At 71.8% G+C, this 21,202-nt stretch carries 11 protein-coding genes, 1 tRNA gene, 2 rRNA genes and 2 pseudogenes (1 of these 16 only partly in view); 3 read left to right on the top strand and 13 right to left on the bottom strand.

Annotated elements, in window-relative coordinates; all coding sequences use genetic code 11:
• Positions 1-3 precede the first annotated feature (3 nt).
• A partial coding sequence (locus MW084_RS16015) for an Lhr family helicase (RefSeq protein ID WP_420833744.1) occupies positions 4-994 on the top strand: 991 nt, incomplete at its 5' end.
• A 68-nt stretch (positions 995-1,062) separates the two neighbouring features.
• Positions 1,063-1,869, top strand: a complete 807-nt coding sequence (locus tag MW084_RS16010; protein ID WP_010469348.1) for an Fpg/Nei family DNA glycosylase — start codon at positions 1,063-1,065, stop codon at positions 1,867-1,869.
• A gap of 53 nt (positions 1,870-1,922) precedes the next feature.
• On the opposite strand, the gene MW084_RS16005 is transcribed toward MW084_RS16010, so the two are convergent.
• The 10 genes and pseudogenes from MW084_RS16005 to MW084_RS15960 all read right to left on the bottom strand — a co-directional run bounded on the left by MW084_RS16005 (position 1,923) and on the right by MW084_RS15960 (position 16,596).
• Positions 1,923-2,258 carry a hypothetical protein gene (locus MW084_RS16005; RefSeq protein ID WP_010469347.1) on the bottom strand — a complete coding sequence of 112 codons (336 nt, stop codon included), beginning with the start codon at positions 2,256-2,258 and terminating at the stop codon, positions 1,923-1,925.
• 334 nt (positions 2,259-2,592) lie between these two features.
• Entirely contained in the window at positions 2,593-3,063 is a 471-nt protein-coding gene (locus tag MW084_RS16000) for a Dps family protein (RefSeq protein ID WP_010469346.1), read from the bottom strand.
• Between the two features lie 168 nt (positions 3,064-3,231).
• Positions 3,232-3,615: a helix-turn-helix domain-containing protein gene (locus MW084_RS15995; protein WP_010469345.1), complete on the bottom strand. Its 384-nt coding sequence runs from the start codon at positions 3,613-3,615 to the stop codon at positions 3,232-3,234.
• Positions 3,616-3,709: 94 nt separating this feature from the next.
• A pseudogene (locus MW084_RS15990) lies at positions 3,710-4,224 on the bottom strand (CinA family protein).
• 71 nt (positions 4,225-4,295) lie between these two features.
• Positions 4,296-4,979, bottom strand: coding sequence for a CDP-diacylglycerol--glycerol-3-phosphate 3-phosphatidyltransferase (gene pgsA, locus MW084_RS15985; RefSeq protein WP_010469343.1), 684 nt, complete (start codon positions 4,977-4,979; stop codon positions 4,296-4,298).
• Entirely contained in the window at positions 4,976-6,463 is a 1,488-nt protein-coding gene (gene rimO / locus MW084_RS15980; RefSeq protein ID WP_039828911.1) for a 30S ribosomal protein S12 methylthiotransferase RimO, read from the bottom strand. The genes pgsA and rimO overlap by 4 nt, the downstream gene beginning before the upstream one ends.
• A 144-nt stretch (positions 6,464-6,607) precedes the next feature.
• On the bottom strand, positions 6,608-7,435 hold the full coding sequence (locus MW084_RS15975) for a helix-turn-helix domain-containing protein (RefSeq protein WP_010469340.1): 828 nt from the start codon (positions 7,433-7,435) through the stop codon (positions 6,608-6,610).
• A gap of 215 nt (positions 7,436-7,650) precedes the next feature.
• The gene (locus MW084_RS15970) at positions 7,651-10,425 is read right to left on the bottom strand and encodes a DNA translocase FtsK (protein ID WP_275563647.1); all 2,775 of its coding nucleotides are present in this window, start codon (positions 10,423-10,425) and stop codon (positions 7,651-7,653) included.
• A gap of 126 nt (positions 10,426-10,551) precedes the next feature.
• On the bottom strand, positions 10,552-11,232 hold the full coding sequence (locus MW084_RS15965; RefSeq protein ID WP_010475443.1) for a response regulator: 681 nt from the start codon (positions 11,230-11,232) through the stop codon (positions 10,552-10,554).
• A 243-nt stretch (positions 11,233-11,475) separates the two neighbouring features.
• Complete coding sequence (locus MW084_RS15960) at positions 11,476-16,596, bottom strand: HAMP domain-containing protein (protein ID WP_010475441.1); 5,121 nt, start codon at positions 16,594-16,596, stop codon at positions 11,476-11,478.
• A gap of 383 nt (positions 16,597-16,979) precedes the next feature.
• On the opposite strand from MW084_RS15960, the pseudogene MW084_RS15955 reads away from it, so the two are divergent.
• Positions 16,980-19,632, top strand: a pseudogene (locus MW084_RS15955) (SpoIIE family protein phosphatase).
• Positions 19,633-19,695: 63 nt separating this feature from the next.
• Here MW084_RS15955 and MW084_RS15950 read toward each other — a convergent pair.
• The 3 genes from MW084_RS15950 to MW084_RS15940 all read right to left on the bottom strand — a co-directional run.
• Positions 19,696-19,768: transfer RNA gene (locus tag MW084_RS15950), tRNA-Thr, on the bottom strand.
• Between the two features lie 163 nt (positions 19,769-19,931).
• Positions 19,932-20,048: ribosomal RNA gene (rrf, locus tag MW084_RS15945) — 5S ribosomal RNA — on the bottom strand.
• 83 nt (positions 20,049-20,131) lie between these two features.
• Positions 20,132-21,202, bottom strand: a 23S ribosomal RNA gene (locus tag MW084_RS15940); it runs 1,869 nt beyond the window's last position.

The following is a 21,202-nucleotide window of genomic DNA, read 5'->3' as shown; positions in this document are numbered from 1 at the left end:
NNNGCCGACGCCCCTTCACGAGTCGGTCCTCGCGGCCCTGTCGGGCGGGTACGGGCTGTTCTTCCGCCAGATCGCCGATCAGGTCCGGGCGACCGCCCACCCCGGCGTGACGGACCCTCAGCTCGCCGACGCCCTGTGGGACCTCGCCTGGTCCGGCCGGCTCACCAACGACGCCCTCGCGCCGCTGCGCGCCGTGCTCGGCTCCGGCCGTACGGCGGGTTCCACGGCGCACCGGGCCAGGCGCTCCGTCCCGCGCGGCCGGTACGGCACGCCGTCGGTCGCCGCCCGCCCCGCCTCCCGCTCCGGCCCGCCCACGGTGAGCGGCCGCTGGTCCCTGCTGCCGACCGCCGAGCCCGACCCCACGCACCGCGCCCACGCCCTGGCCCGGACGCTGCTGGACCGGCACGGCGTGGTCACGCGCGGGGCGGTGGCCGCCGAGGGCGTCGAGGGCGGCTTCTCCGCCGTCTACCGGGTCCTGTCCGCGTTCGAGGACAGCGGCCAGGCCCGTCGCGGTTATGTCGTGGAGGGCCTGGGCGCGGCCCAGTTCGCGATGGACGGGGCCGTGGACCGGCTGCGGGCCGCGGCGTCGGCCCGGGAGCGCGCCGAGGGGTCGGCTGCCCCGGAGGCCGTCGTCCTGGCCGCCGCCGACCCCGCCAACGCGTACGGCGCGGCACTGCCCTGGCCGGAGTCCCCGCTCGGCGCGGGCCACAAGCCCGGCCGCAAGGCGGGTTCGCTGGTGGTCCTGGTGGACGGCGAGCTGACGCTGTACGTGGAGCGCGGCGGCAGGACGCTGCTGTCGTGGTCCCTCGATCCGCAGGCCCCGGCCCTGCGGGCCGCCGCGGACGCCCTGGCCGCGGCGGCCCGCTCGGGCGCGCTGGGCACGGTCACGGTCGAGCGCGTCAACGGCGCGGCCGCCCTGACCTCGCCCCTGTCGCAGGCTTTGGAGGCGGCGGGCTTCCACGCCACCCCGAGGGGGCTGCGGCTGCGCGCGTGACACCCCCGGCCGGGCCTTCGCACACGGGCCCGCCGCGGGACCGGCCTCGCGGGCGCATCATGGGTGCCATGCCCGAAGGAGACACGGTCTGGCGGACCGCCCACCACCTCCACGGCGCGCTCGCCGGCCGGCTGCTGACCCGGTCGGACCTGCGCGTCCCCAAGCTCGCCACCGTCGACCTGACCGGCCGGGCGGTCGTCGGCGTCGTCCCGCGCGGCAAGCACCTGCTCACGCGGATCGAGGGGGGCCTCACTCTCCACTCGCACCTGAGGATGGACGGCGCCTGGCGCGTGTACGCGGCGGACGAGCGCTGGAGCGGCGGGCCCGGGCACCAGATCCGGGCGGTCCTCGGCACCTGCGAGCACGACGCGGTCGGCTACCGGCTGCCCGTGCTGGACCTGCTGCGCACGGCCGAGGAGCCGACCGTGGTGGGCCACCTGGGTCCGGACCTGCTCGGCCCCGACTGGGATTTCGACGAGGCCGTGCGCCGCGTCCTCGCCGACCCGGCCCGCCCGCTCGGCGAGGCCCTGCTCGACCAGCGGAACCTGGCCGGCCTCGGCAACGTCTACAAGTGCGAACTGGCGTTCCTGGCCCGGGTCACGCCGTGGCTGCCGGTCGGCGACCTGCCCGCAGGGGTGCCGGAACGGCTGGTCGCGACGGCCCGGCGCCTGCTGGAGGAGAACAAGACCCGCTTCACGCGCCGCACGGTGCCCGGCGGCCGGACCGACCGCCGTCTCTACGTGTACGGGCGCCTCCACCGGCCCTGCTACCGCTGCGGCGCCCCGATCCGCCGCCACGGCGGGGACGACGCCGGCGAGCGCGTCTCCTACTGGTGCCCCGGCTGCCAGGCCGGCCCGGCGCCCGCCGCGCCGTGACACCGCCGGCCTCCCGGGCCGTACGGGGGACCGCGCCGGCCGGACGTGCGCCCTCACCCGCCGGCACCGCTTCCGCCGCCGGGCCGGCGCGGCCTCCCGCGACCGCAGGCCCGTACGAGGTCCCACACGAGGTTCCGCAGCGGCTCGGGAAACGAGTCGCGTACCGCGGTGAGCCACCGGGGGCGCCGCCCGCCGGGCCGCCCCGGCCCGCGCGCCGACGCGACGTGCACCGGGAGCAGACTCAGCCCCCAGCCGCTCGCCGCCGCGACCCCTTCGACCAGCCCGGCACGATCGGGCACCAGCGCCAGGCGCAGCACCGCCCACCACCACAGCCCGCCCACCACGAGCGCCGACAACAGCGCCGGCAGGGGAGTCCGTCGCCGCACCATGCCGCCTCCTCCGGCCGACGCTAGACCGGCCCGATCACCGGACGGCAGGGCGCACCGGGGCAGTCGCAGGCGCGTCCGCCGCCCGTCCCGCACCCGTCCGGGAACCCGAAGGGCCCCGGGCCCGCCGGGTCCGAAGACCGCGGGCCCGGGGCGGAGAGTCCTCGCACTCCCGGAGCGCCATGAGCGGACGTGCCGGGGCTCCGGGGCCTCTCCATCTTCCAGAAACGTTCCGCCCGTCCTCCGGTTTCCGCCTTTCCCCGGCAGGTCCACGGAGCCTCGTGAGACTTCGGGAGGGAATCCGCCGCAGGTCGGGAGGGGTACGTTCCCGAACGGCTCAGACGTTCTCCGCCTGGAACATCCACGCGTGCTTCTCGAGTTCGGCGGTGAGCCCGATGAGCAGGTCCTGGGTGACCGGGTCCGGCTCGTCGGTGACCGCGACGCGCTCCCGCATCCGCTCGATCACCGAGACCAGCGCGTCCACCATGATCCGTACGGCGTCCCGGTCCTGGATCCAGCCGGTCGGCACCTCGCCGATGGCACTTCCGGACGCCACGGTCGCGGCACGGCCGTCCGGGTTGACGCCGATGGCCGAGGCGCGCTCCGCCACCACGTCGGAGTGGGTGCGGGCGGTGGTGACGACCTCGTCGAGCTGCAGGTGTATGGACCGGAAGCGCGGTCCGACCACGTTCCAGTGGACCTGCTTGGCCACCAGGGACAGGTCGATCAGGTCCACGAGGGCCCCCTGCAGGGCCTCGCCGACCACCTTGAGATCGGCGTCGGACAGCGAGCTCTTGACGACAGCCATGCGAATCCTCCATTCCGTGCGCACGTTCCACCATGGCACACAGCGGGCAAAACAGGCATTCGACCAAAAGCGAAAGCCCCGGTCGGCACCTCGGGTACCCGGCCGGGGCTCGGCCCAAAACGCCGGTTCCGGCGGCCCGCGGCGAACGGGGCGCGGAACCGCGGAGGGTCAGGCGGCGACGACGTCCACCGCTTCCGCGGGCGCCTTGATGGTCACCCGCTCCGTCGGCACGCCCGCCACCGACGTCACGGACACGGAATTGAGCATCGGGCGCATCGGCGCGGGCACCGGCTCGCTCGCCGCTGCCGACTCCGCCAGTTCCGCCAGCGAGAGCTCGTCGCTCACTTCCCGCATGAGCTCGGACATCCGTACGTCCAGCGCGTCGCAGATCGCGGAGAGCAGTTCGGAGGACGCCTCCTTCTGCCCCCGCTCCACCTCGGAGAGATAGCCGAGCGATACTCGGGCGGACGAGGAGACTTCGCGCAGAGTACGGCCCTGACGCTGGCGCTGCCGACGCAGCACGTCACCCAGCAGGCGACGGAGCAGAATCATCGGTGGCTCCCTCCTCGGACCGCGTAGCCGCATCCTTCACGCCCCACCGTACCGCCTCGCGCTGCGGCCGTGCGGGGAGCGATGTCGTGTTCACTCAGGGCTGCAAACATCCATCCCCACCGTTCCGTTCCGTATCCTTTGCCCGCGCATTCCCCGAGAGTTCGCCCGCGAGCAGTTCCAGCACGCTCCGTACGCTCTCCCTACGGATTTCCGCGCGGTCGCCGTTCAACCCCAGGGCGGCCACCCTCCCCGCCGCCGCGGCGGCGCCGGGCGGCCCCCACACGGCCACGTAGACCGTCCCCACCGGCTGCCCGTCCTGCGGATCGGGACCCGCCCCCCCGTCGTCGCGGCCCCCCACGCGGCGCCCAGCCGACTCCGCACACCCCGCGCCATCTGCAGCGCGACCTCCGCGTCGACCGCTCCGCGCCGCTCCAGCAGGTCCCCGTCGACCCCCAGCAGCTCCCGCTTCAGCGACGTGGCGTACGCGGTGACGGAACCCCGGAAGACCCTGGACGCGCCGGGCACGGACGTCAACTCGGCGGCGACCAGGCCACCCGTGAGCGACTCCGCCACGGCCAGCGTCTGGTCACGCTCCGCGAGCAGGCGCAGGACGCGCGCCGCCGGCCCCGCGCCGGGCCGCTCCTGCGGGCCCGTCGGTCCGTCCTGCCGAGCCGTCCCTCTCACCGGGGCGGTTCCAGGGTGGCCCGGGCGGCCCGGGCGGACCGTTCCGCGGCGAGCCCCCGACGGCGCAGCACGACGGCCTGCCGTACGTAGTCGAGTCCCGTGACGACCGTCAGGACCACCGCCAGCGCCATCACCCACCACCGCAGGGTGGCCAGCGGCCCGGTCAGCGCCAGCACGTACATGCCCACGGCCGTGCCCTGGGCGAGCGTCTTCATCTTGCCGCCGCGGCTGGCCGGGATCACCCCGTGGCGGATCACCCAGAACCGCATGAGCGTGACACCGAGCTCGCGGGAGAGGATGACGCCCGTCACCCACCACGGCAGGTCGCCGAGGGCGGACAGGCAGACCAGGCCGGCGGCCATGATCGCCTTGTCGGCGATCGGGTCGGCGACCTTCCCGAAGTCGGTGACGAGGTTGTACGTCCGCGCCAGATGCCCGTCGAAGATGTCCGTGATCATGGCGACGGCGAACGCCGCCCACGCCCAGGCCCGCCAGGCGGGGTCGTAACCGCCGTCCTGGAGCAGCAGCACCACGAACGCCGGGACGAGCACCAGGCGCACCATGGTCAGGATGTTGGCGATGTTCCACAGGCTGGCCTGGCTCACGGCCGCCGCTCCCAGCTTCCCGCCGGGCGCCCTCCTCCCCGTGCCGCCCGAAGCGGACGCCGGGACTCCGGTCATCTGCCCGCCTCCTCGAGTACCTCGGCCACCAGGTCGACGCCTTCCGTGCCCACGACCTTCGCCCTGACCATACGGCCGACGGCCAGCCCGGCGCCCGTCGTGAACAGCACCTGCCCGTCGGTCTCCGGCGCCTGGTGGGCCGCACGGCCGGCGGCGGCGTACTCGTCGTCGTCGAGGTCGTCGCCCTCGACGGACTCGACCAGTACCTCCAGGGTCTCCCCCAGGCGCTCCTCCGCACGCTGGGCGGTCAGCTCCTCGGCGAGCCGCGACAGGTGGGCGAGGCGCGCGTCGACGACCTCCTGGTCGAGTTTGGCCTCGTACGTGGCGGCCTCGGTGCCCTCCTCGTCGGAGTACCCGAACACGCCGACGGCGTCGAGCCGGGCGTGGACCAGGAAGCGCTCCAGCTCGGCGAAGTCCTCCTCGGTCTCGCCGGGGAAGCCGACGATGAAGTTGGACCGCACGCCGGCCTGCGGCGCCTTGGCGCGGATGGTGTCCAGCAGCTCCAGGAACCGGTCGGTGTCGCCGAAGCGGCGCATGGCGCGCAGCACGGGGGGCGCGGAGTGCTGGAACGACAGGTCGAAGTACGGCGCGACCTTCTCCGTGGACGTCAGGACGTCGATCAGGCCGGGCCGCATCTCGGCGGGCTGGAGGTAGCTGACCCGGACGCGCTCGACGCCGTCGATAGCGGCCAGCTCCGGCAGGAGCGTCTCCAGCAGGCGGATGTCGCCGAGGTCCTTGCCGTAGGAGGTGTTGTTCTCGGAGACCAGCATGATCTCCTTCACGCCCTGCTCGGCCAGCCAGCGCGCCTCGCCCAGCACGTCGCCGGGGCGGCGGGACACGAAGGAGCCGCGGAAGGACGGGATGGCGCAGAACGAGCAGCGCCGGTCGCAGCCCGAGGCCAGCTTCACCGAGGCGACCGGGCTGGTGTCCAGGCGCCGGCGCAGCGGGGCGCGCGGGCCGGAGGCCGGTGCGACGCCCTCGGGCAGGTCGGCGGGGGCGGGAGCGGGCTCCTGCGCGTGGCCCGGCAGCGCGACCTCGGCGGCCGCGTCCTGGCGCCGCACCGGGCTGAGGGGCAGCAGCTTGCGCCGGTCGCGCGGGGTGTGGGCCTCCACGCTGCCACCGGCGAGGATGGTCCGCAGGCGGTCGGAGATGTCGGCGTAGTCGTCGAAGCCGAGCACGCCGTCGGCCTCCGGCAGGGCCTCGGCGAGCTCCTTGCCGTAGCGCTCGGCCATGCACCCCACGGCGACGACGGCCTGGGTGCGGCCGTGGTCCTTCAGGTCGTTCGCTTCGAGGAGGGCGTCGACGGAGTCCTTCTTGGCGGCCTCGACGAAGCCGCAGGTGTTGACGACGGCGACATCGGCGTCGGAGGCGTCCTCGACGAGCTCCCAGCCGTCCGCCGCCAGGCGGCCTGCGAGCTCCTCCGAGTCCACCTCGTTACGGGCGCAGCCAAGAGTGACAAGGGCGACGGTACGGCGTTCGGGCATGGGCTCAAGACTACTTCGTCTCCGGCAGCCCTCCGGCGTGCAGGTCCGCCGCCCCCTCCCCGACCGCCGCAGGCCCCGGCCGGGGGGGGCGGTCGGGGCCTGCGGAGCGCGGCCTCACGGGACGCGGGGGCGGGAGCCGGGCGGTCAGCCGACCTGCGGGTCGCCCTTGGTGTACGTCAGCCGCTCGACCTGGCCGGGGGCGAACTCGTCCTCGACCTTCCTGCCGTTCACGAACAGCTCGATCGCCCCGGCGTTGCCGAGGACGAGGTCGAGCCGCTCGTCGTCCCGGAAGGTCCTGGAGTCGCCCTTCGCGAGCAGGCCGTCGAAGAGGCGCTTGCCGTCGCGGGCCTTCACCGAGATCCAGCTCTCGCCGCCGGTCGCGGTGAGCTTCACCGTGACCTCGTCCTGCGGGACGGCCGCGATCGCGCTCTCCGAGGCGATCGGCGCGGGCTTGGAGGGCGCCGGCTTGGGCGCCTGGCTCGGGGTGCCGGCCGCGGTGGCGCTCCCGGAGCCGGTGCCGGCGTCGTTCTGCCCGAAGAGGGTGAAGCCGGCGAAGCCGACCACCGCGACGATCGCGGCGACCATGGCGGCGGTCCAGTTGGGCCGGCGCCGTTCCGGGCGGATCCGCTCCGCCTCGAACACGGGCGCGGCGGAGGTGGGGGCGGGGCGGCCGCCGTGCTCGGCGTCGTACTGCCCGACCAGGGCCTCCGGATCGAGACCCACGACCCGCGCGAGCGCCCGCACGTGCCCGCGGGCGTACACGTCGCCGCCGCACCGCGAGAAGTCGTCCTCCTCGATCGCGCGCACGATGGGGGTGCGCACGCGGGTGGAGGCGCTGACCTGTTCGACGGTCAGGTTCGCGGCGACGCGCGCGTCGCGCAGCGCACGGCCGATGGAGGGCCGGTCGGCCTCGGGGAGCGGGGGCCGGCCGTCTTCGGGGGAGTTGCCGTCGGGGGCGTTGCCGATGGACACGAGAGCGCCTTTCGAGCGTGTAACCACCTGCCGGAGGTTCAGTCTACGGGGGGTGCGAAAGGGTGGGGCAACCGGACGGGCGAAGGGTGTACGCCATCGGAATGGCCGCCGTCCGCGGTGCGGGGGACCATCATTCTCCGCTCCCTCCTCCAACTTGACGTGCAGCACGGGACAACGATTGCTCACGGTTGCCTTACGGGTCGGACACGACCGGGTCAGGAATCGCTCCCACCGCGGATCGAGGCGAGCACCCCGTCCAGATCGTCCGGTTTCACCAGGACGTCCCGCGCCTTGGAGCCCTCGCTGGGGCCGACGATGTTCCGCGACTCCATCAGGTCCATGAGCCTGCCCGCCTTGGCGAAGCCGACACGCAGTTTCCGCTGGAGCATCGAGGTGGAGCCGAACTGGGTGGAGACGACCAGCTCCGCCGCCTGGCACAGCAGGTCCAGGTCGTCGCCGATCTCCTCGTCGATCTCCTTCTTCTGCTTCGTCCCGGCCGTGACGTCGTCGCGGAAGACCGGCTCCATCTGCTCCTTGCAGTGGCGCACGACGGCCGCGACCTCCTCCTCCGTGACGAAGGCCCCCTGGAGGCGCACCGGCTTGTTCGCGCCCATCGGCAGGAACAGGCCGTCGCCCTTGCCGATGAGCTTCTCGGCCCCCGGCTGGTCGAGGATGACGCGGCTGTCGGCGAGGGAGGAGGTGGCGAAGGCCAGACGGGAGGGGACGTTGGCCTTGATGAGACCGGTGACGACATCGACGGAGGGCCGCTGCGTGGCGAGCACCAGATGGATGCCCGCGGCGCGGGCCAGCTGCGTGATGCGGACGATGGAGTCCTCGACGTCGCGCGGCGCGACCATCATCAGGTCGGCCAACTCGTCCACGATGACCAGCAGGTACGGGTAGGGCTGGAGCTCCCGTTCGCTGTCCGGCGGCGTCTTCAGCTTGCCGCTGCGCACCGCGGCGTTGAAGTCGTCGATGTGCCGGTACCCGAAGGCCGCCAGGTCGTCGTACCGCAGGTCCATCTCCCGCACGACCCACTGGAGCGCCTCGGCGGCCCGCTTGGGGTTGGTGATGATCGGCGTGATCAGGTGCGGGATGCCCTCGTACGCGGTCAGCTCGACCCGCTTGGGGTCGACGAGCACCATCCGGACGTCCTCCGGGGTGGCCCTGGTCATCACCGACGTGATCAGGCAGTTGATGCACGACGACTTGCCGGACCCGGTGGCCCCGGCGACCAGCACGTGCGGCATCGTCGCCAGGTTGGCCATGACGTAGCCGCCCTCGACGTCCTTGCCCAGCGCCACCAGCATCGGGTGGGCGTCCCCGGCGGCGTCGGCGAGCCGCAGCACGTCGCCGAGCTTGACCATCTCGCGGTCGGTGTTGGGGATCTCGATGCCGACGGCGGACTTGCCGGGGATCGGCGAGATGATCCGCACGTCGGGGCTGGCCACCGCGTACGCGATGTTCTTCGTCAGCGCCGTGACCCGCTCGACCTTCACGGCCGGGCCGAGCTCCACCTCGTAGCGGGTGACGGTCGGGCCGCGGGTGAAGCCCGTGACGTCGGCGTCCACCTTGAACTCGGAGAAGACGTTCCGCAGGGCCGCGACGACGGCGTCGTTGGCGGCGCTGCGCGTCTTGCCCGGACCGCCCCGCTCCAGCAGGTCCAGGGACGGCAGGGTGTAGGTGACGTCCCCGGCGAACTGGAGCTGCTCGGCCCGCGCGGGCAGCGGCTCCACCGCGTCCCGTACGGGGGCGGGCTTGGTCAGGTCCGGTACGGCCCCGCCGTCCGCCTCCTCCCGCGCCGGGGGCACGGCCGGAGGGGCACCGTCCGCCCCGGCCCGTCCCGCGCCGCGGTCGGGCGCGCCGGTGCCGGCCCGGTCGTGGTCGGCGGTGACGTCCCGGGTCAGGTCGGCCACGAGGGGGGAGGGCGGCATGCCGTTCAGCACGGCGCCGTCGAGGTCGGCCGCGGCGGCCGCGGCGATGTCGACGGGGTCCGGCGAGCGCCCGGGCCCGGCGGTGTCCGGCGCCCGGCGGGCACGCGACCGCCGGGGCCGGGCGGGCGCGTCCTCCTCGGCCGCGGGGCCGCGGCCCCGCGGCGGGGCGGGCAGGGCCTCGCGCCACTGCTCGTCGTACCGCTGGTCGTCCTCGCCCCACTCCCCGTACGGCTCGATGACGCCGAGCCGCTCGCCGAGCGCCCGCAGCCGGCGCGGGATGGCGTTGACGGGGGTGGCGGTGACGACCAGCAGGCCGAAGACCGTCAGCAGGACGAGCAGCGGGACGGCGAGCACCTCGCCCGTCATGAAGATCAGCGGGGTCGACGCGGCCCAGCCGACGAGGCCGCCCGCGTCCTGCATGACCTGGGCCCCCTCGTCGCGGCCCGGCGAACCGCAGGCGATGTGGACCTGGCCGAGGACACCGACGACCAGGGCGGACAGGCCGATGACGATGCGCCCGTTCGCCTCGGGCTTCTCGGGATGGAGGATCAGCCGGACGGCCATGGTGCCGATGAGGAGCGGCACGAGCAGGTCGAGCCGGCCGAACGCGCCGGTGACGAGCATGTCGACGAGATCGCCGACCGGGCCCTGGAGGTTGGCCCAGGTGCCGGCCGCGACGACGAGGGAGAGACCGAGCAGCAGCAGGGCCAGCCCGTCCTTGCGGTGCGCGGGGTCCAGCCCCTTCGCACCGCGCCCCACGCCCCGCAGCAGCGCCCCGACGGCGTGGGCGAGCCCGAGCCACAGGGCCCGGACGACCCGGTAGACACCGGCCGTGGGGGACGGCGCCGCCTTGGGCACCGGTCTGGCGGCCGCCTTCTTCGCGGTCCTCCTGGCAGGCGCCTTCTTCGCCGCGGCCTTCCGGGCGGGGGCGGGCTTCCTGGCGGGCGGCTTGCCGGGCACCGCCTTCTGCGCGGCACCCCCCGTACGGCCCGCGGCGCGCGGCTTCCCGGTGCCCGCCGTGCCGTGGGGACCTTTGCCGGACGTACGTGAGGCCATGGGGGTGAGATTACCGGTGCGGGCACCGCGGGACACGCGTCCGAGCCCTTCACCCGTTCGTGTCGCCCCGGCGGTGCGTGAGGGGTGACGGGCTCTCACGCCCGGCGCCGGACGCGAGGGGGGCGGTCAGACCGGAAGGTTGGAGCCGCTGCCTCCGGTACCGGGCTCCAACGCGTCCAGCGCCCGCCGCAGCCCGGTCAGCTTCCGCTCCAGATGCGCGGCGGTGGCGACGGCCGCCGTGTCGGCGGACTCGTCGTCGAGCTGCTTGGACAGCGCCTCGGCCTGCTCCTCGACGGCGGCGAGCCGGGCCGACAGTTCGGCGAGGAGGCCCACCGACTCCCGCGCTTCGGTCCCGCCCCGGGCACCGTCGCCCCCTTCGAGCTGGAGGCGCAGCAGGGCCGCCTGTTCACGCAGTTGACAGTTCTTCATGTACAACTCGACGAACACGGAGACCTTGGCGCGCAGGACCCACGGGTCGAACGGCTTGGAAATGTAGTCGACCGCACCGGCCGCGTACCCCCGGAACGTGTGGTGGGGGCCGTGGTTGATGGCGGTCAGGAAGATGATCGGGATGTCGCGCGTGCGCTCCCGCCGCTTGATGTGGGCGGCCGTCTCGAAACCGTCCATGCCCGGCATCTGGACATCCAGAAGGATGACCGCGAAATCGTCCGTCAGCAGCGCCTTGAGCGCTTCCTCCCCTGACGATGCCCGCACCAGCGTCTGATCGAGCGCGGAGAGGATGGCCTCCAGCGCCAGCAGATTCTCCGGCCGGTCATCGACCAGGAGGATCTTGGCCTTCTGCACCATGGCCCGTCCTCCTCGCCCCGGCAGTTGGCCGGGCGCCGCCCCAGGGGACGACTCCCTTGCGCCGTCCGTCCTTGTGCCGGTCATGGTAGCCGCACCCCGCTTGTCACCACACCCTGTCACCGCGATGTCACTGTGCACACAACGGAAACGTGGCGGGCGACCAGAAGGTTCCCCGGGCAGGCCCCCCTCACACGCCTCCGGCAACTGCCGATTGGCGCGATACCGACAGCCTCCCGGCCCGGCTCACTCCTCGTACATCCACCGCTCCATCACCCCGAGCAGGTGGTCGGGGTCGACCGGCTTGGTGACGTAGTCCGACGCCCCGGACTCGATCGCCTTCTCCCGGTCGCCCTTCATCGCCTTCGCGGTCAGCGCGATGATCGGCAGCCCCGCGAACTGCGGCATCCGGCGGATCGCCGTCGTCGTGGCGTACCCGTCCATCTCCGGCATCATGATGTCCATCAGGACGACGGCCACGTCGTCGTGCTGCTCCAGGACCTCGATGCCCTCCCGGCCGTTCTCCGCGTACAGCACCGACAGCCCGTACTGCTCCAGCACGCTGGTGAGCGCGAAGACGTTGCGGATGTCGTCGTCGACGATCAGCACCTTCTCGCCGTCGAACCGGAACGTCCGGCGCTCCTCGGCCGCCTCCCCGGCCTGTCCGCCGGCCTGCCGGTCCTCCTGCTCGGCCCGCATGCGCGCCTCCGCCGCGGCCGCCGCCATGCGGCGGTGCCGGAACAGCGCGCTCGCACCCGTCTGCCGGTCGTCCGCGAACGGACCGGAGGCGGGCCCGGCCGGCAGCGCGGCGGGCACGGCGCCCGTCCCGCCGGCCGCCGCCTCGTCGGCCGTCCGGGCGTGCGGGTCCTGCAAGGCGTCCGCGGCGGAGCCGTGGCCGTGCGGCGACAGCTCGTCGACGTGGAGCGGCAGGTACAGCGTGAACGTCGAACCGCGGCCCGGCTCGCTCGCCGCGTGGATCTCGCCGCCCAGCAGCCGCGCGATCTCGCGGCTGATGGACAACCCCAGGCCCGTACCTCCGTACTTGCGGCTCGTCGTGCCGTCCGCCTGCTTGAACGCCTCGAAGATGACCCGCATCTTGCTCGCGGCGATCCCGATGCCGGTGTCGGTCACCGAGAACGCGATCAGGTCGGCGTCCGGATCGCGCAGCGAACCCGCCTCCAGGAGCTGCTCCCGGATCGACGGCGGCACGTCCGCCCTCGCCGGGCGGATGACCAGCTCGACCGCGCCGGTGTCAGTGAACTTCACCGCGTTGGACAGCAGGTTGCGCAGCACCTGCAGCAGCCGCTGCTCGTCGGTGTGGAGCGTCGCCGGCAACTCCGGGGAGACTCGTACGGAGAAGTCGAGGCCCTTCTCCACGGTCAGCGGCCGGAACGTCGCCTCCACGTAGTCGACCAGCTGCACCAGCGCGATCCGGGTCGGGCTGACGTCCATCTTGCCCGCCTCGACCTTCGACAGGTCCAGGATGTCGTTGATCAGCTGAAGCAGGTCGGAGCCCGCGCCGTGGATGGTCTCGGCGAACTCCACCTGCTTCGGCGACAGGTTGCCCTCCACGTTGTCGGCGAGCAGCTTGGCGAGGATCAGCAGCGAGTTGAGCGGGGTGCGCAGCTCGTGCGACATGTTCGCCAGGAACTCGGACTTGTAGCGCATGGAGACGGCGAGCTGCTCGGCCCGCTCCTCCAGCACCTGCCGCGCCTCCTCGATCTCGGTGTTCTTCACCTCGATGTCGCGGTTCTGCCGCGCCAGCAGCTCGGCCTTCTCCTCCAGCTCGGCGTTGGAGTCCTGCAGCGCCTTCTGCCGGCTCTCCAGCTCCGCCGACCGCTCCCGCAGCTGCTCGGTCAGCTCCTGCGACTGCTTCAGCAGCACCTCCGTCTTGGAGTTGACGCTGATGGTGTTGACACTCGTCGCGATCATCTCGGCGATCTGGTTGAGGAAGTCCCGCTGGATCTGCGTGAACGGCTGGAACGACGCCAGCTCGATCACCCCGAGGACCTTCCCCTCGAACAGCACCGGAAGCACGATCACATGCGCCGGCGCGGCCTCCCCGAGCCCCGACGAGATCTTCAGGTAGCCCGGCGGGACGTGCACCTGGATCGTCCGCTTCTCCTCGGCCGCCGTCCCGATCAGCGTCTCGCCCGGCCGGAACGACGTCGGCATCGACCCTGCCGAGTAGCCGTACCCGGCGCGCATCCGCAACTCGTACGAGCCGTCGTCCCCGCCGCCGGGCTCCACCGTCCCGCCACCGGTCGGAACGGCCAGGAAGAACGCGCCGTGCTGGGCCGACACCACCGGCGTCAGCTCGCTCATGATGAGCGACGCGACGTCGTCCAGGTCCCGGCGGCCCTGCATCAGACCGGAGATCCGGGCGAGGTTGCCCTTCAGCCAGTCCTGCTCCTCGTTGGCGAGGGTCGTGTCGCGCAGGTTGGCGATCATGGTGTTGATGTTGTCCTGGAGGACCTGGATCTCCCCGGACGCGTCCACGTCGATCTTCAGGTTCAGATCGCCGCGGGTCACCGCCGTGGCGACGGCGGCGATGGCACGCACCTGCCGGGTGAGGTTCCCGGCCATCTCGTTCACCGACTCGGTGAGGTCCCGCCACGTGCCGTCGACGTCCCGCACCCGGGCCTGGCCGCCCAGGATGCCCTCCGTACCGACCTCCCGCGCGACGCGGGTGACCTCCTCCGCGAACGACGAGAGCTGGTCGACCATCGTGTTGATGGTGTTCTTCAGCTCCAGGATCTCCCCGCGCGCGTCGATGTCGATCTTCTTGGTGAGGTCGCCCTTGGCGATGGCGGTCGTGACGGCCGCGATCTGCCGCACCTGACCGGTCAGGTTGGACGCCATCGAGTTCACCGACTCGGTGAGGTCCTTCCACGTACCGGACACCCCCGGCACCCGCGCCTGGCCGCCCAGCTCGCCCTCGGTACCCACCTCGCGCGCGACGCGGGTGACCTCGTCGGCGAACGACGACAGCGTCGTCACCATCGTGTTGACCGTGTCGGCCAGCTCGGCGACCTCGCCGCGCGCCTCGACCGTCACCTTCTTCGTCAGGTCGCCGTTGGCGACCGCCGACGACACCCGGGCGATGTTGCGGACCTGCGAGGTGAGATTGTTCGCCATCACGTTGACGTTGTCGCTGAGGTCCTTCCAGATGCCGGTCACCCCGCGCACCCGCGCCTGGCCGCCGAGGATGCCCTCCGTACCGACCTCGCGCGCCACCCGCGTCACCTCGTCCGCGAAGTTCGACAGCTGGTCCACCATCGTGTTGACGGTGGTGACCAGGTCGAGGATCTCGCCCCGCGCGTCCACGGTGATCTTCTTGGACAGGTCCCCCCTCGCGACCGCCGTCGTCACCTGGGCGATCTGCCGCACCTGCGAGGTGAGGTTGGACGCCATGAAGTTGACCGACTGCGTCAGGTCCTTCCAGGTGCCCGAGACGCCCTGCACCTCCGCCTGGCCGCCGAGGATGCCCTCCGTACCGACCTCGCGCGCCACCCGCGTCACCTCGGAACCGAACGCGGACAGCTGGTCCACCATCGTGTTGAGGGTGTTCTTCAGCTCCAGGATCTCGCCCCGGGCGTCCACGTCGATCTTCTGCGACAGGTCGCCCCGCGCCACCGCCGTGGCCACCTGGGCGATGTTGCGGACCTGCGCGGTGAGGTTCCCCGCCATCCCGTTGACGGAGTCCGTCAGGTCACGCCACACCCCGGCCACACCGGGCACCTGCGCCTGACCGCCGAGCCGCCCCTCGGTGCCCACCTCGCGGGCGACCCGGGTGACCTGCTCGGCGAACGCGGACAACTGGTCGACCATCGTGTTGATGGTGTTCTTCAGCTCCAGGATCTCGCCCCGGGCGTCCACGTCGATCTTCTGCGACAGGTCGCCCCGCGCCACCGCCGTCGTCACCTGCGCGATCTGCCGCACCTGCGAGGTGAGGTTGCCGGCCATGAAGTTGACGGAGTCGGTGAGCTCCTTCCACGTACCGGACACCCCCGGCACCCGCGCCTGACCGCCGAGCCGGCCCTCCGTACCCACGTCACGGGCCATGCGCGTCACCTGGTCGGCGAACGACGACAACTGCGCCACCATCGTGTTGACGGTGTTCTTCAGCTCCAGCATCTCCCCGGCCACGTCGACCGTGACCTTCTGCGACAGGTCGCCGTTGGCGACCGCCGTCGTCACCTGCGCGATGTCCCGCACCTGACCCGTCAGGTTCCGGAACGCCGTGTTGACCGAGTCCGTCAGGTCCTTCCACCGGCCCGCCGCGCCCGGCACCTGCGCCTGGCCGCCGAGCAGCCCCTCGACACCGACCTCCCGCGCCACCCGCGTCACCTCGGAGCCGAACGCGGACAGCTGGTCCACCATCGTGTTGACGGTGTTCTTCAGCTCCAGCATCTCCCCGGCCACGTCGACCGTGACCTTCTGCGACAGGTCGCCGTTGGCGACCGCCGTGGTGACCTCCGCGATGCCGCGCACCTGGGAGGTGAGGTTCCCCGCCATCGTGTTGACGGAGTCGGTGAGGTCCTTCCACACACCGGCGACGCCGGGCACCTCCGCCTGACCGCCGAGCTCGCCCTCCGTGCCGACCTCCCGCGCGACGCGGGTCACCTCGGAGGAGAACGACGACAGCTGATCCACCATCGTGTTGACGGTGTTCTTCAGCTCCAGCATCTCCCCGGCCACGTGCACGGTGACCTTGCGCGACAGATCGCCCTTGGCGACCGCCGTGGTGACCAGGGCGATGTCCCGGACCTGCGCGGTCAGCCGGTACGCCATCGTGTTGACCGAGTCCGTGAGGTCCTTCCACGAACCGGACACCCCGCGCACCTGCGCCTGACCGCCGAGCTTGCCCTCCGTACCGACCTCGAGGGCGACCCGCGTCACCTCGTCGGTGAACGACGACAACTGGTCGACGAGGTTGTTGACCGTCCGGGCGACCTTCAGGAACTCGCCGCGCAGCGGCCGCCCCGCCCCGTCGGCCCCCTCGGACCGCAGCTCCATCCGCTGCTCCAGGTCGCCGTCCGCGACCGCGGACAGCACCCGGCCGACTTCGGAGACGGGCCGGGTCAGGTCGTCGACGAGCGCGTTGGCCGCCTCGATCGCGGTGGCCCAGGCGCCCTCGCTGGCACCGACCTCCAGCCGCTCCGACAGCTTGCCCTCGCGGCCGACGACCCGGCGCACCCGCGCCAGCTCGCCGGTCAGGTGCAGCTTGCGGTCGGCCACCTCGTTGAAGACGGCGGCGATCTCCGCCATCGTCCCCTCACCGGTGACGGTGAGCCGCTTGCGGAAGTTGCCGTCGCGCATCGCGGTCAGAGCCCCCAGCAGCCGCTCCAGTGCGGCCGCGTCCACCTCGACGGTCCCACTGCTCCGGGACCGTCCGCCCTTCGCGCGCGTGCTACCGCCCCGCGCCGCCACGCCAGACTCCACCGTGTCCCTCCCGCAGGGGTCGACCTTGTTCCTCGGGCTCGCGTCCGGGCGTCCCTCCGGCCGCGGCCCTCGCGACGGCTGACGCCGGACGCCCTCCCAGTCTTCCACCGCGAGCGGGCCGGGCCATAACGGCTTCGACAGCTTCGCATAACGTCCCCGCCCGCTGGGGACGGAAACAACCGTGACCGCCCGCCCGGACTGCGAAGGTAAGTAACCTGGCATCCGGCTGTCCAACCGCCCCGGTCCGCCCGGCGGGGGCGGTGTGGCCGTACGACCAGGGGGTACCGGGAGGGGCGGGGCCGACCATGGCGGAGCCGGGCGTCGAGACGCGTACGAGGAGTTCTGTGATCACCGCGCGGGCGGCTGCCACCTTCGAACCCGTGGCGCGGGCGGTCGCGACCGCCCGCGCCTTCGTCCGGGACACCCTGCAAGGCTGGGGGTACTCCGACGTCGTCGACGACGCCGTCGTCCTGACCAGCGAACTCGTCACCAACGCGGTGATCCACGCCGGCACGGCGGCGGACGTCCTGTGCCTGCGCACGGAACACGGCGTACGGGTCGAGGTCGCGGACCGCTACCCGGAGCGCGAGGTGCCCCTGCAGGGCACCGGCCGGCCCGCCCCGGCACCGGACCGGGAGAACGGCCGCGGACTGCTCCTGTGCGCCGCCCTGGCCGCCCGCTGGGGAGTGGAGTACTCCCCCACCCACAAGCACGTCTGGTTCCAGCTGGACCTCCCGGAACGCCCGGTCGGCACCCGCCACGCGGGCCCCGCCCTCCCCGCCGACCTGCTGCCCGTCGCCGACGAGCGCGTCCGGGTCGCGGTCGTCCAGATCGACCGCTCGGGCGCCATCACCGCCTGGAACGGCGACGCGGAACACCTCTTCGGGTACCCCGCCGACCAGACCGTCGGCAAGCAACTCGGCGACTTCGCCGCCTGGCCCCACACCCCGGGCACGGGCACGGGCCTGGCGGAGGCCCTGCAACTGTCCCGCTGGGAGGGCAGCTACGGCATCCGCGGCACACACGGCCGCGTGATCCCCGTGTACGCCTCCCACCTGCGGGTCCGCGACACGCACGGTGAACCGTCGACGGTGTGCCTGCTGGTGCGCGACCACGAGCGCGCCGTCCTGCAGACCCCGCCCCGCGCGACGGGCGGCGAACCGGCGGGCGAGGGGCGCACGGCGGACCCGTTCGAGGTGTTCATCGGCTCCCCCGCCCCTGACGACCTGGACGGCCTCCTCCAGCGCACGGTGGAGCGCGCCCGCGACATGCTCGACGGGGACGCGGCGTTCCTGCTCCTGGCGACGGACGACGAGACGGAACTGGAGGTGCGCGCCACCACCGGGCTCCCCTCCGCCCGCCAGCGCTTCGCACGCGTCCCCGTGGAGGCGGGGACCGGCCGGTACGCCTCGGCCCGCATGCCGACCGTGCACGAGGACCTGCTGGCGGTACCGGGCGCGGTCCCGCTGCTGAACGGCACGGGCATGCGTTCGGTCGTGACGGTCCCCCTCAAGGTGGAGGGCCGGCTGACGGGCTCCCTGGGAGTGGCGGCCGAGGCGGCGGGCCGTTACGCGAACGAGGAGGCCCTGCGACTGCAGTTCGCCGCCGACCGGATCGCCCTGGCCGTCGAGTCGGCCCGGCTGGGCGAGCTGGAGCGGCTGCGCCGCGGTTCCCTGAGCTTCCTGGTGGAGGCGTCGGACCTGCTGGCGGGCACGCTGGACCGGGACCAGACACTGGCGCTGATGGCCCAGATGACGGTCCCGACGCTGGCCACCTGGTGTGCCGTCTACACGATCGCCGACCAGGCGGCGGAGCCGGACCTGTCGTACGTGCTCCACGAGGACGAGGAGCGCATCGACGGACTGAAGGAGCTGCTGTCGGGCGTCACCCCGCCGGCCCCCGGACCCGACACCGGGCGCCCGTCCGTGGGGCGCGCCCGGGGAGGCGGCCCAGCGGGCGGCGCTGGAGGCGTCGCGCCGGCAGCTGGGCATGACGTCGTCGCCCTTGTCCTCCGGGATCGGTACGACGCTGGCGACGGCGGCCGCGGTAGGCGGCGAGACGGTGGTGCTCCCCCTGGTGGCCCGCAACCGGGTGATCGGCATGCTGACGCTGGGCAGGCCGTCGGACGACCACTTCCGCCAGGAGATCCTGGAGCTCGCCGAGGACCTGTCCCGTCGTGCGGCCCTGGCCCTGGACAACGCGCGGCTGTACAGCGAGCGGACGGCGATCAGCCAGTCCTTGCAGCGCAGCCTCCTCCCGCCGGGACTGCCGCGAATCCCCGGGGTCGAGGTGGACGTCATCTACCGGGCGGCCGGCGAGGGCAACGAGGTGGGCGGCGACTTCTACGACCTGTTCCCGATCCGGGACGGGGCGTACGGCCTCGCGATCGGCGATGTGTGCGGCACGGGACCGGAGGCCGCCGCGGTGACGGGCCTGGCCCGTCACGCGCTGCGGCTGCTGGCCCGCGAGGGCTTGGGCGGCCCCGCGGTCCTGGAGCGGCTGAACGCGGCGATCCTCGACGAGGGCCCCAGAAGCCGCTTCCTGACGCTGCTGTACGGGGAGTTGTGCCCGCAGGAGGACGGCAGCGCGCTGCTGAAGGTGGTGTGCGCGGGACATCCGCTGCCGTTGCGGTTGCGCCAGGACGGCACCGTGGAGCCGGCCGCGGAGCCCCAGCCGCTGCTGGGCGTGATGGACGAAGTGGAGTTGTACGAGCAGACGGTGGTGCTGGCTCCGGGAGATGTCCTGCTGTGCGTCACCGACGGCGTCACGGAGCGGCGCGAAGGCACGCGGATGCTGGGTGACGACGGCCTGGCGGAGGTGCTGCGGACGTGTACGGGCCTGACGGCCGGCGCGGTCGCGGCGCGTGTGCTGCGTGCCGTGGAGAGGTTCGCCGCAGAGCCGGCGTCGGACGACATGGCGATCCTGACCCTGCGCATTCCGGAGCCGCCCCGGCAGTGACGGGGTGGGAAACGGAGAAACGCGGAAGGCCCCTCGCCTTGTGGCGAGGGGCCTTCCGCTCTGAGCCCCCAAACGGAATCGAACCGTTGACCTTCTCCTTACCATGGAGACGCTCTGCCGACTGAGCTATAGGGGCCTGTCGCTTTCGGGATTTCCCCTGTGGCGACGAGAAAACTATACCCCGCACGGGACCCGAACGCCTAATCGGCTGTTCCGGCCCACCGGATTCGGCACTCCGGGAAACGCAAAAAAGTCCCGGTTTCGGGGGACGATGCCCCCGAAACCGGGACTGAAGAATTGTTCGGCGGTGTCCTACTCTCCCACAGGGTCCCCCCTGCAGTACCATCGGCGCTGAAAGGCTTAGCTTCCGGGTTCGGAATGTAACCGGGCGTTTCCCTAACGCTATGACCACCGAAACACTATGAAGATATGAACTCGACCGGCCCACACAAGGGGGGAGTTCGTTACTTCAGAACTGACACAGTGGACGCGAGCAACTGAGGACAAGCCCTCGGCCTATTAGTACCGGTCAACTCCACCCATCACTGGGCTTCCATATCCGGCCTATCAACCCAGTCGTCTACTGGGAGCCTTACCCTCTCAAAGGAGGTGGGAACACTCATCTCGAAGCAGGCTTCCCGCTTAGATGCTTTCAGCGGTTATCCCTCCCGAACGTAGCCAACCAGCCATGCCCTTGGCAGGACAACTGGCACACCAGAGGTTCGTCCGTCCCGGTCCTCTCGTACTAGGGACAGCCCTTCTCAATATTCCTACGCGCACAGCGGATAGGGACCGAACTGTCTCACGACGTTCTAAACCCAGCTCGCGTACCGCTTTAATGGGCGAACAGCCCAACCCTTGGGACCGACTCCAGCCCCAGGATGCGACGAGCCGACATCGAGGTGCCAAACCATCCCGTCGATATGGACTCTTGGGGAAGATCAGCCTGTTATCCCCGGGGTACCTTTTATCCGTTGAGCGACGGCGCTTCCACAAGCCACCGCCGGATCACTAGTCCCGACTTTCGTCCCTGCTCGACCCGTCGGTCTCACAGTCAAGCTCCCTTGTGCACTTACACTCAACACCTGATTGCCAACCAGGCTGAGGGAACCTTTGGGCGCCTCCGTTACCCTTTAGGAGGCAACCGCCCCAGTTAAACTACCCATCAGACACTGTCCCTGATCCGGATCACGGACCCAGGTTAGACATCCAGCACGACCAGAGTGGTATTTCAACGGCGACTCCACCATGACTGGCGTCACGGCTTCACAGTCTCCCACCTATCCTACACAAGCCGAACCGAACACCAATATCAAACTGTAGTAAAGGTCCCGGGGTCTTTCCGTCCTGCTGCGCGAAACGAGCATCTTTACTCGTAGTGCAATTTCACCGGGCCTATGGTTGAGACAGTCGAGAAGTCGTTACGCCATTCGTGCAGGTCGGAACTTACCCGACAAGGAATTTCGCTACCTTAGGATGGTTATAGTTACCACCGCCGTTTACTGGCGCTTAAGTTCTCAGCTTCGCCCGGACGAATCCAGGCTAACCGGTCCCCTTAACGTTCCAGCAC

Origin of the sequence: Streptomyces sudanensis (genome assembly GCF_023614315.1) — a bacterium.
Lineage (GTDB): Bacteria > Actinomycetota > Actinomycetes > Streptomycetales > Streptomycetaceae > Streptomyces > Streptomyces sudanensis.
The sequence above is the reverse complement of the archived record's forward strand: the minus strand, read 5'-3'. Positions and strand labels throughout refer to the sequence as shown.